The sequence below is a fragment of the Serratia sp. CY27727 genome, assembly GCF_052169275.1.
GTDB lineage: Bacteria > Pseudomonadota > Gammaproteobacteria > Enterobacterales > Enterobacteriaceae > Serratia > Serratia sarumanii.
In genome coordinates this window covers 1-12,466 of record NZ_JBJNLB010000017.1, presented here as the reverse complement: position 1 = coordinate 12,466, position 12,466 = coordinate 1, and the positions used below count along the sequence as shown (strand labels likewise).

Sequence of the window (12,466 nt, the reverse complement as noted above, 5' to 3'; positions counted from 1 at the left end):
ACGTTTGTTTGCTGCCCAACAGCCTACTCCCGATAGGGATTCAGTTGAAACAAAAGATTCTTATGATCAATTAATGAAACCAAAGTAACACGATGAGATGACCGATCCGCCTTAAACGGCGGAAGGTGCAGGAAGGGAAATGACCTGCCGCGCTTAACGCAACTCCAGTTCGTCCAGCGCCTGGAACAGTTCGGCGACGTGGTGAATGCGCTGCCGCCCCTGCGCCAGCCGCTCATGCAGCAACGCATTGCTGAGCAGGCTGGCCAGGCTCATGGCGGCGGCATAGCTGTCGAACGCCGACACGCTGTCGAGCGGCACGGTCAAGTGCCAGTTGGCCAGTGGGAACAACGCCTGCGCCTGCGGTTCGCAGATCAGCAGCGTCGGCACCCCGCGGCTTTGCAACAGCGCCAGCAGCGCCTTTATCTGGCGCGGCCGGCGACGGAACGCCACCACCACCGCCATGTCCTGCGGCGTCAGCCCCGCCAGATCTTCCGCCAGCGTCTGCCCCGGCTGCGGCGCCAGCAGCACCTGCTCCCGCACCTGCATCAGCTGCTGGCGCAGGTGCATCGCCACCGGATAGCTGTTGCGCAGCCCCAGCAGCATCACGCTTCGCGCCTGCGCCAGTGCGGCGATCGCCGCGCTGAACTGTACCGCATCGATCTGCTTTACCCAGCGGGTGAGGTTGGCCATTTCCTGCTTACAGTGCCGCGCCAATAGCGTATCGCCCTGCACCGCATCGCGGCTGTCGGTCAGCGGCATGCCGCTCTGGCGCAGGGTGCGCAGCTCATCGCGCATGGCGCGGTAGTTGGGGTAGCCCAGCCGTTTGAACAAGCGGCTGACCGTGGCTTTGGAAACGCCGCTCAGGCGCGCCAGCTCGGCGCTGTTGTAGCCGATCAAATCGTCATAGTGATCGAAGATGAAGTCGGCCACCCGCTGCTCCTGCGGCGTCAGCTGTGGGTAGTCGCGGCGCAGGCGTTCGTCGAACCGTTGCATTATCGTTCTCGCTGTAACCTTCGTTTCAGCGGAACATAACACGGTCGAACTACCCGCTGGCAAGCGATTATTCGTTGGTGGGGAATGGCAGCGGCATGCCCTGCTCCAGCGTCAATGCCGGAAAAGGGCCGCGGGTTCAGCACCAATAGGCCATGAAGTTGACGGTAGCGCGATCCAGATCGCGTTCGCCGATCAGATAACGCCGCAGCGTTTTCACCGTAGAAGACTCGGCCGCCACCCAGGCATAAAAAGCGTTACCGCCGGCCGCCCGCTCCCAAAGCACCTCATCGCTCAGGCTGCTTTCCGCCAGGGACTGCGCCTGCGCACACGCCGACGCGGGGATATCGACCCGCTGGCGCACCACCTCCACCAGCAGCGTACCGTGCGCCAACTGGCGGCCCACGTCGCGCGGCAGCCAGTAAACCTCGGCGAACGGGAAACGGGCCAAATCCAGGCAATCCCCCGCCACCGGCACTTCGAAGAACGCCTGCACCCGCGGCGGATTGGCCTGCTGCGCCAGCTGCTCCAGAATGCCCATCGCCGCCGGCACCGCCGTCTCATCGGCGATCAACAGCGCCTGCTGCAACTGCGCCGGCGGCGCCCATTCGTAGCCGCCGCTGTCGCCGCCGAACTCGCCGTTGGGCGCGACCGTCTGAATGGCGTCACCCGGCTCGGCGTGGGTCGCCCAGGCGGAAGCCGGGCCGTTCACACCATGCAGCACGAATTCGACGTCCATCTGATTCTGCTCACGGCGCAGCGCACGCAGTGTATAGGTGCGCATCACCGGCCGTTGTTCTTTGGGGATCGCCATGTAATCGCCGTACCAGTCCGGGCCGTTGACCAACTGCGGGCTCTGGCCGTCCGCCGCCGGGAACAACAGTTTGATGCGCTGATCCGGCGCTTCAAGCTTCATCCGATGAATATCTGCACCTTCAAACACGCAGCGCACCAGCGAAGGTGAAATCAGCGTTTTGCTTTTCAGGGTGATATCAAAAATTCTGTAGCTGGCGGACATGTTCTCGATTCTCCGGCAACGCTGTCGCTTGCGCGTATGGCCGATCGGCTGCCGTGTTGACGGCGTGGGGTGCTCGATCGCGCAGTGGGTAAAATGTTAATAAAACTAATTAATTACGTTAATGTATCGCAAAAAATCATATCATGATTTTATTGATAACAAGAAACGTTATTGATAAAAGAAGCATTCTCAAAAATAGAGTAATAACAAAATCACCTGGGAAATAACGATGAAACGCAAACACCTTTGGGTATTGAACCCTTGTCTGCTGGCAATGCTTGCGCCGGCGGCTTGGGCAGAAGATCAGAAAACCGGCAACGAAGAGCAGTTGGTGGTCTCCGCCAGCCGTTCGCACCGCAGCGTGGCGGAAATGGCGCAGACCACTTGGGTCATCGAAAGCCAGGAGATCGAACAGCAGGTCCAGGGCGGCAAAGAGATCAAAGACATGTTGGCGCAGCTGATCCCCGGCATGGACGTCAGCGGCCAGGGCCGCACCAACTATGGCATGAATATACGCGGCCGTTCGATGATGGTGATGATCGACGGCGTACGCCTGAACTCATCGCGCAGCGACAGCCGCCAATTGGATTCTATCGATCCGTTCAATATCGATCATATTGAGGTGATTTCCGGCGCGACCTCGCTGTACGGCGGCGGCAGCACCGGCGGCCTGATCAACATCGTCACCAAAAAGGGGCAACCGGAACAGCAGGTCGAATTACAGATCGGCGGTAAAACCGGCTTTGGCGGCCATAACGATCACGACGAGAACGTGGCGGCGGCGGTCAGCGGCGGCAACGACAACGCCTCGGGGCGCCTGTCCGTTTCTTACCAACGCTATGGCGGCTGGTACGACGGCAAAGGCAATGAGGTACTGATCGACAACACCCAAACCAGCCTGCAGTATTCCGATCGCCTCGACGTGATGGGCACCGGCACCCTCAACATCGACGATCATCAACAGTTGCAGCTGACCACCCAATACTACAAAAGCCAGTCCGACGGCGACCACGGCCTGTTCCTGGGAGAAAACTTCGCGGCGGTGACCGGCAACGCCAAGGCCTACAACAGCGGTAGCTTAGATTCCGACCGCATCCCCGGCACCGAACGCCATCTGATCAACCTGCAATATTCCAACACCGATTTCCTCGGCCAGGATCTGGTGGCGCAGGTCTATTACCGCGACGAAACCCTGACCTTCTACCCGTTCCCAACGCTGGCGGGCAAAGCGCCGAACTATTACGTCAGCAGCATTGGCGCTTCGCAGCAAAAAACCGATTTCTACGGCGGCAAACTGACGTTAAACAGCAAACCTGTCGACGCGCTGACGCTGACTTACGGCATCGACGCCGAGCATGAGAGCTTCAACGCCAACCAACAGTTCTTTAACCTGGCGAAGGCGCAACAGTCCGGCGGCATGACGCTGGAGAACGCCTACAGCACCGGCCGCTACCCGAGCTATACCACCAGCAATCTGGCGTCGTTCCTGCAGGCCAGTTACGACATCAACCCGATCTTCACCCTGAGCGGCGGCGTGCGTTACCAGTACACCGAAAACAAAATCGACGACTTCGTCGGCTATAACCAGCAGCAGGCGATCGCTACCGGCGCCGCCGCCTCCGCCGACGCCATTCCGGGAGGGAAAACCGACTACAACAATGCGCTGTTCAACGCCGGCCTGTTGGCGCACCTGACCGAGCGCCAGCAAACCTGGTTCAACTTCTCTCAGGGCTTCGAGATCCCGGATCCGGGCAAGTATTACGGCAACGGCACCTACGCGCTGAACGGCGGCCACTACCAACTGCTGAAAAGCGTTAACGTCGGCGATTCCAGGCTGGAAGGCATCAAGGTCAATGCTTACGAGCTGGGCTGGCGCTATACCGGCGATAACCTGCGCACGCAAATCGCCGCCTACTACTCGCTGTCCGACAAGAGCATCGCCATCAACAAAACCGACATGACCATCAACGTCAATGCGGATAAGCGCCGCATCTACGGGGTAGAAGGTGCGGTGGATTATTTCTTTGAAGACAGCGACTGGAGCGCCGGCACCAACTTCAACGTTATCCGTTCCGAAACCAAGGTCAACGGCGAATGGAAGAAGCTGGTGGTGGATACCGCCAGCCCATCGAAAGTCACCGCCTATGTCGGCTGGGCGCCGGGCGACTGGAATCTGCGCTTACAGTCGCAGCAGACCTTCGACGTGTCGGACGACGGTGATTACACCAAGGCCAATTCCACTCAGGGCCGCAAGATCGATGGCTACAACACCCTCGACTTCCTCGGCAGCTATGCCCTGCCGGTGGGGAAAATCAGCTTCAGCGTGGAAAACCTGCTGGACAAGGAGTACACCACCGTTTGGGGCCAACGCGCGCCGATACTGTACAGCCCAACCTACGGTTCGCCTGAGCTGTACAGCTATAAAGGCCGTGGACGCACCTTCGGCTTGAACTACTCGGTGTTATTCTGAGGATAAGGGGCCGGTCTGCCGGCCCCGTTCATTGAGCCGCACCGTTTTTCAGAGAGCAGAAACGACGAAGCCCTGAGTTATCGCTAACTCAGGGCTTCTGAATAGTGGCGGAACGGACGGGGCTCGAACCCGCGACCCCCTGCGTGACAGGCAGGTATTCTAACCAACTGAACTACCGCTCCGCGCCATTCCCTCTTGCGGGGGAACGAGGCGCATATTACGGACGCCTTTCGGTTCCGTCAACGCCTTTTTCTCACCAAATGAACCGTTTGCACAGTTTTTCAACGAAGGTTCATCCGGTGAGGTTTTTTCACGCAAAAACGCCGTTATTCGGCCGGCGCTCCGCGCCACAGGCAGCTGCCGCCCTTCTTCGCCACCAGATCCAGACGCGCCTCGTGCGCCTTCACTTCTTCGTCGCTGGCGTAGACCACTTTCATCGCCGTCGCCGGACGGACGATGCGCTGAATCTCTTGCGCGGCGTCGTTTTGCTGGGTATCCCCCTCCATCTGGAAGGCTATCGAGGTCTGACCGCCGGTCATCGCCAGATAGACTTCCGCCAGGATCTCGGCATCGAGCAATGCGCCGTGCAGCGTACGCTTGCTGTTGTCTATCTCATAACGGCTGCACAAGGCATCGAGGTTGTTGCGCTTGCCCGGGAACAGGCGGCGCGCCATCAGCAGGCTGTCGGTGATGGTGCAGAAGGTCTCTGTCTTCGGGATGCCCTGCTGCAGCATGCGGAATTCGTGATCCATAAAGCCGATATCGAACGCCGCGTTATGGATCACCAGTTCGCCGCCGCGGATAAAGTCGAGGAATTCCTCGGCAACCTGATCGAAGTTCGGCTTATCGGCCAGGAAGTCGTCGCTGATGCCGTGTACGCCGTAGGCTTCCGGATCCACCAGCCTGTCCGGCTTGATGTAAACGTGGAAATTGCGCCCGGTCAGGCGGCGGTTAATCACCTCCACCGCACCGATTTCGATAATGCGGTGCCCTTCGTAGTGCACCCCAAGCTTGTTCATACCGGTGGTTTCGGTATCGAGGACAATCTGTCTGGTGGTTGTAGAGATCATATTGCAGTGCTCACAGCGCTCGTTTATGTCAGACTTGGCTTTTATAAAACTGATAGGAAGAGTCTACCAGAGATGCTCAAACAGGTAGAAATTTTCACCGACGGCTCCTGCCTTGGCAACCCCGGCCCCGGTGGCTACGGCGCGATATTACGCTATAAGCAGACGGAAAAAACCTTCAGCGAGGGTTTTCGTCTGACCACCAATAACCGCATGGAAATGATGGCGGCGATCGTGGCGCTGGAAGCGCTGACCGTGCCCTGCGCCGTGACGCTCAGCACCGACAGCCAGTATGTGCGCCAGGGCATCACCAGCTGGATCCATAACTGGAAGAAGCGCGGCTGGAAAACCGCCGACAAAAAGCCGGTCAAAAATGTCGATCTGTGGCAGCGGTTGGATCTGGCCATTCAGCGCCACGAGGTGAAATGGGAATGGGTCAAGGGCCACGCCGGCCACCCGGAGAACGAACGTTGTGACGTGCTGGCGCGCGAAGCGGCCGGTAAGCCGACGCAGGAAGACGTCGGTTACCAACCGGAAGCCTAAGGCAGTTTGCGATAGCTCTTGGTCGCGCCCACCGCGCGGCTGAGAGAAGGTTTTCTCGCCCCCAGTTTCATCGGCGTGGGCGTCAGCGGCAAGGTGCGTTTGCGCGCCACAATCACGCTCATGCAGCCCAGCGCCGGCAAATGAGTGCATAAAAACTTGCCGCCCTTGCGGTGCCATGGCAGCACGTGAAAACGCGCCTGGTACAACACCTCATAATTCAGCAGGCTGAGCCAATCCAGCAGTCGCATCTGGGTAAACATGCGGCTGACATAGGGCTGGCGGCGACGCAATCCGGGCACCAGTTTGCCCAATCCCAGCAGGCTGAACGGATTGAAGCTGCTGATAACCAACCAGCCATCGTCGATCAACACCCTGTCTACTTCACGCAGCATGCGGTGCGGATCGTCCGCGTAGGACAACGTATGCGCCAACAGGCAGGCATCCACCGACTTGGCGGCAAACGGCAGTTGATAAGCATCGGCGATCACCTGCAGCCCTTCCCCCTCCAACCCTACGTTGACCTGATGGGAAATCGCGCATTTGTCCGTGGCCAGCTCGGCGCTGAGCATGCCCATCTTCAGCAGATGGAAACCGAACAGCTTTGGCCACCAGGGTTGCAACTGCCGCTCGAGGGCTTCACGATAGTATTCCCCCCACGGCAGCTCCGCCCAAGACTGCGGGCCGGTGAGCTTTTGTAGAGTATGGGCTGGTTTCATGATTTATTATCTTCTTTCAAGCCGTTGCCAACGAGAGGTACACCATGAATCTTATCAGCATTCCCGCCTTCCAGGACAATTACATTTGGTTATTGGATGACCGGCAGGGGCGCTGCATTATCGTCGATCCGGGTGAGGCGCAGCCGGTGCTCGAAGCGCTGCAGCGCCTGCAGCTGACGCCGGCGGCGATCCTGCTGACCCACCATCATCACGATCACGTCGGCGGTGTGGCGCAGATCGTGGCGCAATATCCCGGCCTGGCTGTCTATGGGCCGCAAGAAACCGCGGACAAAGGCGCCAACCACATCGTACGCGACGGCGACACCTTTGCCATCGATGGCCGCCAATACAAGACTATCGCCGTCCCCGGCCATACGTTGGGCCATGTGGCATTCTATAGTGCCCCTTATCTGTTCTGCGGCGACACAATTTTCTCCGCCGGCTGCGGCAGGCTGTTTGAAGGCAGCGCCAAACAAATGTACGACTCATTTCAACAACTCGCGCAACTTCCCGATAACACCTTAATTTGCTGCGCGCATGAATATACTCTTTCAAATCTTAAGTTTGCGCGGGTAATTTTGCCGGAAGATCGAGAGATTGAAACATATCAACAACATGTTGAAGCGTTAAGGGCAAAAGGCCAAGCCAGCGTGCCAACCACATTGCAATTAGAGCGCAAAATTAACCTGTTTTTACGTTGCCATGACACTGATTTACAAAAGAAATTAGGCTTTAATTCACCACCGGAAAGCCTTCATTCAGTTTTTTCCGAATTACGCCTGCGGAAAGATAACTTCTGAGCTTTTAGTTGTGTTATTTGGCGAAGCAAAGTATTATTGCTCGTCTTTTAAGCAACTACATTGACACACACATGAAGGCTAAAGCGATATTTCTCGCCTCAGTCTTGCTAGTGGGTTGCCAGTCGTCCAGGCAGGACGCACCGGCGCCAGAACAGCATGCACAGAGTTTGTCTTCAGCTGGTCAAGATGGTGAAGCAGGAGAGTACACAGCAAATGGCCGAGCGAGCTCGGCGCGGTGGTTGGATAACAACAGTCCCGCCACGCAACAGGACCTGTGGAACTTCATTAGCGACGAGCTGAAGATGGAGGTTCCGGAAAATTCCCGGATCCGTGATCAGAAAAGAAAGTACTTAAAAAGTAAGAGCTATCTCCACGATGTAACATTACGGGCAGAGCCGTACATGTACTGGATAGTCGGGCAGATTAAGAAACGTAATATGCCGATGGAACTGGTACTGCTACCCATAGTGGAGAGCGCTTTTGACCCCCACGCCACGTCAAGTGCCAACGCCGCAGGGCTATGGCAAATCGTGCCGCAAACGGGTCGCAATTATGGTTTGAAAAACAATCAGTGGTATGACGGTCGACGCGATGTCGTCGCCTCGACAACCGCTGCGCTTAACATGATGCAGCGCTTGAACCGTATGTTTAACGGCGACTGGTTACTGACCGTAGCCGCCTATAACAGTGGTGAAGGCCGCGTGATGCAAGCGGTGAAGGCAAACAAACGCCAGGGTAAGCCAACCAATTTCTGGGCATTGTCGCTTCCGCGTGAAACGTCAATCTATGTCCCGAAAATGCTGGCGCTGAGCGACATCATCAAGAACAGCAAGAAGTACGGCGTGAAACTCCCGAAAACGGATGAAACCCGTGCGCTGGCGCGTATCGATGTCGGGCAGCAGATCCAGCTGACTCAGGCGGCTGAGATGGCGGGGCTTTCAGTCACCAAGATGAAAGCGTATAACCCAGGCTACAAAAAAGGCGTTACGGCACCCAACGGGCCCCATTACATCATGGTTCCCAAAGGACATGCCGAGCAACTGAAAGACTCGCTGGCCGATGGCCAGATCGCCGTGACTCAGCCAACGACGCAGTTGGCGAAGAACAGCGGTTTGACCGGTGGCAGTTCGTATAAAGTGCGCTCCGGCGACACCTTATCGGGCATTGCCAAGCGGCTGAACGTTAAGACCAGCGATTTGCAGAGTTGGAACAACTTACGCGCCAAGAGCGCCATAAAAGTTGGGCAAACCCTGCAAGTGGCCAGCAATACTGGCGGTAACAGCAGTATTACCTATCAGGTTCGTAAAGGTGATTCGCTTGCCAGTATCGCACGTCGTCACGGCGTCGATATTAACGACGTGATGCGTTGGAATTCAACGCTCGGTAAAGGCAACAGCCTTCAACCCGGTCTGAAGTTAACCCTGTTTGTCGGCAACAAGCTGACGCCGGACACCTAAGTTTCCGGCACAAAAAAAGCACCCTTCGGGGTGCTTTTTTATTGCCTGCGATTCACCAGACGGGAGAATCTTTTTCCGGGTGGAACTCCACCAACAGCGGATTGTGATCCGACGCGCTGGTCACCAGTACCGACGCCTCTACGACCCCAAGATTGCGATAAAACACAAAGTCCAGCGGGCGGCCAAAAGCCTTACGGCGGTGATCGTCGGCGAAGCTCACTTCGCGCAGCGCCATCTCACCGGCAAAGTCATACAAGGCATTGATACGTTTGCGGCTCCAGGCGTTGAAGTCCCCGGCCATGATCACCGGCCCCCGGTGGCTGGCGATCTGCTCGCCGATCGGCCCCAGCTGCTTGCTGTAGACGTCGACTCCCAGACTAAAGTTCACCGCATGGATGTTCACCACCATCAACAGCTCACCGTTGTACAGCGGATAAACGGTGATCAGGGCCGACTTGGACAGCCGCAGCAGCGGCTCTCGCTCGCGCAGCGGGCAGCAGTAAACCGGATGAGCGGCCGCCAGCGTCATCACGCCGGAAGGGTGCTGCGGCAACACAAAGGCCGGCACCTGATCGGCCGCCAGATAGTTGGCGGTAGCGTAGCTCACCAGCTCCGGCGTAGTTTGCGCTTCTTGCAACAGCACCAGCTGCGCATCTTTGCCATGGTTTTTCAGCACCGAAAGCCAGTCGGCTCGCTGCTGTTTGAAAATATTCCACACCATAACGCGCAAGGCGCCGGTCGTCGGCAGCGCCGCCCCTGGCGGCAACGGCTGATTAACGGCGCCAGGAAAGATTCGCTCAACTGGCTGGCCTGCAACATACCTCATTGCATAAGTTCGTTTCGGCACGCGATTCGCCTATAACCCATTAGCATGAAACTGGCGATGAAGACTTCGCCAACGGTGAATTGATTATACGCCTGCCCCGCACAGAGGGCATGGCTTTTACAGGCATAATCTTTTCAGTTATAGGGGTCGCCTGCGGCGATTTCAATCTTCTGAGGGTATAGCAGTGTAAAGGTGATGCAGCAGAGGTGAAAAATGCGAAAGGGCCAGCAAAATGCAGACGGGGAAACAGGAATATGCGCAATCAGATTCCTGTGGGTGACGACGATGCTCCGACGTGTTTAAATGACGAAATCGCTAAAAATTTAGAACAGAGTTTGCCTTTGGAGCAAAAATGAAAGCGAATTCGGACGAGCTCATCACCTTCGTCACCGTAGTGGAAAGCGGCAGCTTCAGCCGGGCGGCGGAGCGCCTGCAGCAGGCCAACTCCGTGGTCAGTCGAACGGTAAAAAAGCTGGAGAGCAAGCTGGGGGTAACCCTGCTCAACCGCACGACACGCCAAATCAGTCTGACCCAAGAAGGCGAAAACTACTTTCGGCAGGTGCAGAAAGTGTTGAGCGATATGGCCGCAGCGGAAAATGCGTTGATGGAAAGCCGTCAACGCCCGCAGGGGCTGCTGCGCGTCGATGCCGCAACGCCGGTCGTCTTGCATCTGTTGACGCCGCTGGTCGCCGAGTTTCGTGAACGCTATCCGGAAATGTCCCTGTCGCTGGTCTCTTCGGAAAACTTCATCAATTTGATCGAACGAAAAGTGGATATCGCAATCCGCGTCGGCGAGCTGACGGACTCTACGCTGAAAGCGCGCAAGCTGATGGCCAGCTATCGACGCATCCTGGCCTCCCCCGCCTACCTGGCGCAATATGGCGCGCCAAAGACGGTAGCCGACCTGGAGCATCATTGCTGCATCGGCTTTAACGATCTGCCCAATCTGAACCGCTGGCCGCTGACCTGTGCCGATGGTCGACAACTGGAGATCGTTCCGGGGCTGACCACCAACAGCGGTGAAACCCAGCGCCACCTGTGCCTGCACGGCAACGGTATCGCCTGCCTGTCGGACTTTATGAGTGATGAAGACGTCAAACGCGGGAACCTGGTTCCCCTTCTGGTAGGAGACACGCTGCCACTCGAAATGCCGATCAACGCGGTGTACTACAGCGATAGCGCTGTCAGTAATCGCCTGCGCAGCTTTATCGATTTTATCAGCGAGCGGCTAAAGCGATAAAAAGGCGCCCTCTTGGGGCGCCTAGCATCATGATGTCCAGAGATTAATCCCAGTTAGGGGCCAGGCCTTCCGGGCTGACCAATCGGCCGTTGCTTTCAAGCGCCGCAATCTGCGCCATATCTTCGTCACTCAGCGTCAGTTGCTGCGCTAACAGGTTGCTTTCCAGGTTTTCGCGCTTGGTCGAAGAAGGGATCACCGCGTAGCCCAGCTTCAACGCCCAGGCCAGAACCACCTGTGCCGGCGTCGCATTGTGACGGGCGGCAATGCTTTTGATCGTCTCATCCTGCAACGCTTTGCCATACGCCAGCGTCATATAAGAGGTGATGGCGATACCATGTTGCCGTGCGAACGCCACCACTTTTTCATTCTGCAAGAACGGTGACAGTTCGATCTGATTAGTCGCAATCTGATCGGCGCCAACCGCATCAACCGCCTGCTGCATCAGATCGATGGTGAAGTTAGATACACCAATCTGACGGGTCAGCCCCAATCGCTTGGCTTCCAGAAGTTCAGCCATAAACTCTGCGACAGGCACCTCATCATTTGGCGATGGCCAGTGAATCAGCGTCAGATCGACATACGGGGTCTGCAGCTTGGCCAAGCTATCTCGCAGACTGGGAATTAAGGCGCCCTTAGCCAGATTCGCGATCCAGATCTTGGTTGTGATGAACAACTCGTCACGCGGCACACCGCTAGCGGCGATAGCCTGGCCGACTGCCGCTTCGTTTTCATAGATCTGTGCGGTATCGATAGCCCGATAGCCCAATTCCAGTGCCGTGCTCACAGAGTCGATAACGACCTGATCCTGAAGGCGAAAAGTACCTAAACCAAATACAGGGATGCTCACAATATTTGCTCTCTCATTAGTGGATAAATAGCGATGCGAGAGAGTATGGCAATATTTTTAGTGAGCAAAAACGCCAGGTTCGGCATAAGACTTTTGATCAACAGGCAACAATATTGAGGAAAGCGGCAGGAACGGCGACAAATTCGACGAGGCTTTATGAATTTTGCATATGAAAAAGCCCTGAGTCAGAGACTCAGGGCTTATCAATTAAGTGGCGGAACGGACGGGGCTCGAACCCGCGACCCCCTGCGTGACAGGCAGGTATTCTAACCAACTGAACTACCGCTCCACCGATTCTTTTACGTTGCATCTTTCGATGCCGGCAATATCGCGCTCTGCGATTTGCGCATTACCAGTCGTCACGCTGATAACGTTTATTTGATGCCTGGCAGTGTCCTACTCTCGCATGGGGAGACCCCACACTACCATCGGCGCTACGGCGTTTCACTTCTGAGTTCGGCATGGGGTCAGGTGGGACCACCGCGCTATTGC

The 12,466-nt window shown here is 56.9% G+C and carries 11 protein-coding genes, 2 tRNA genes and 1 rRNA gene; 5 read left to right on the top strand and 9 right to left on the bottom strand.

The annotated features are described in order from the left end of the window. Positions 1-153: 153 nt before the first annotated feature. Together ACJ8HB_RS23900 and ACJ8HB_RS23895 are read right to left on the bottom strand one after the other, a co-directional pair. Positions 154-993 carry a MurR/RpiR family transcriptional regulator gene (locus ACJ8HB_RS23900; protein ID WP_033653349.1) on the bottom strand — a complete coding sequence of 280 codons (840 nt, stop codon included), beginning with the start codon at positions 991-993 and terminating at the stop codon, positions 154-156. A gap of 136 nt (positions 994-1,129) precedes the next feature. Beyond that, positions 1,130-2,008: a siderophore-interacting protein gene (locus tag ACJ8HB_RS23895; protein WP_047569202.1), complete on the bottom strand. Its 879-nt coding sequence runs from the start codon at positions 2,006-2,008 to the stop codon at positions 1,130-1,132. 229 nt (positions 2,009-2,237) lie between these two features. Here ACJ8HB_RS23895 and ACJ8HB_RS23890 point away from each other — a divergent pair, with 229 nt between their 5' ends. Then, positions 2,238-4,478, top strand: a complete 2,241-nt coding sequence (locus tag ACJ8HB_RS23890; RefSeq protein ID WP_047569204.1) for a TonB-dependent siderophore receptor — start codon at positions 2,238-2,240, stop codon at positions 4,476-4,478. A 105-nt stretch (positions 4,479-4,583) separates the two neighbouring features. Here ACJ8HB_RS23890 and ACJ8HB_RS23885 read toward each other — a convergent pair. Next, positions 4,584-4,660: transfer RNA gene (locus ACJ8HB_RS23885), tRNA-Asp, on the bottom strand. Between the two features lie 144 nt (positions 4,661-4,804). Next, positions 4,805-5,548, bottom strand: coding sequence for a DNA polymerase III subunit epsilon (dnaQ, locus tag ACJ8HB_RS23880; RefSeq protein WP_047569206.1), 744 nt, complete (start codon positions 5,546-5,548; stop codon positions 4,805-4,807). Between the two features lie 72 nt (positions 5,549-5,620). On the opposite strand from dnaQ, the gene rnhA reads away from it, so the two are divergent. Next, positions 5,621-6,088, top strand: a complete 468-nt coding sequence (rnhA, locus tag ACJ8HB_RS23875) for a ribonuclease HI (RefSeq protein ID WP_033649910.1) — start codon at positions 5,621-5,623, stop codon at positions 6,086-6,088. Here rnhA and ACJ8HB_RS23870 read toward each other — a convergent pair. Further along, positions 6,085-6,804 (bottom strand): class I SAM-dependent methyltransferase, encoded by a 720-nt coding sequence (locus tag ACJ8HB_RS23870; RefSeq protein ID WP_033637192.1) that lies wholly within the window; start codon positions 6,802-6,804, stop codon positions 6,085-6,087. The two genes, rnhA and ACJ8HB_RS23870, sit on opposite strands and share 4 nt — an antisense overlap. Positions 6,805-6,848: 44 nt before the next feature. On the opposite strand from ACJ8HB_RS23870, the gene gloB reads away from it, so the two are divergent. Beyond that, the gene (gene gloB / locus ACJ8HB_RS23865) at positions 6,849-7,604 is read left to right on the top strand and encodes a hydroxyacylglutathione hydrolase (protein WP_047569209.1); all 756 of its coding nucleotides are present in this window, start codon (positions 6,849-6,851) and stop codon (positions 7,602-7,604) included. A 71-nt stretch (positions 7,605-7,675) separates the two neighbouring features. Then, a complete protein-coding gene (gene mltD / locus ACJ8HB_RS23860; protein WP_047569211.1) occupies positions 7,676-9,061 on the top strand; it encodes a murein transglycosylase D in 1,386 nt (461 codons plus the stop codon). 52 nt (positions 9,062-9,113) lie between these two features. On the opposite strand, the gene ACJ8HB_RS23855 is transcribed toward mltD, so the two are convergent. Continuing rightward, a complete protein-coding gene (locus ACJ8HB_RS23855) occupies positions 9,114-9,908 on the bottom strand; it encodes an endonuclease/exonuclease/phosphatase family protein (RefSeq protein ID WP_028127832.1) in 795 nt (264 codons plus the stop codon). A gap of 331 nt (positions 9,909-10,239) precedes the next feature. Between ACJ8HB_RS23855 and yafC the strand changes: the two genes are divergently transcribed. Continuing rightward, positions 10,240-11,127 carry a DNA-binding transcriptional regulator YafC gene (yafC, locus tag ACJ8HB_RS23850; protein WP_033637190.1) on the top strand — a complete coding sequence of 296 codons (888 nt, stop codon included), beginning with the start codon at positions 10,240-10,242 and terminating at the stop codon, positions 11,125-11,127. A gap of 43 nt (positions 11,128-11,170) precedes the next feature. On the opposite strand, the gene dkgB is transcribed toward yafC, so the two are convergent. The 3 genes from dkgB to rrf all read right to left on the bottom strand — a co-directional run. Continuing rightward, positions 11,171-11,974 (bottom strand): 2,5-didehydrogluconate reductase DkgB, encoded by an 804-nt coding sequence (gene dkgB, locus ACJ8HB_RS23845; RefSeq protein ID WP_047569214.1) that lies wholly within the window; start codon positions 11,972-11,974, stop codon positions 11,171-11,173. Positions 11,975-12,186: 212 nt separating this feature from the next. Beyond that, a tRNA-Asp gene (locus ACJ8HB_RS23840) sits at positions 12,187-12,263 on the bottom strand. A 94-nt stretch (positions 12,264-12,357) separates the two neighbouring features. Next, positions 12,358-12,466: ribosomal RNA gene (gene rrf / locus ACJ8HB_RS23835) — 5S ribosomal RNA — on the bottom strand; the annotation flags it as partial.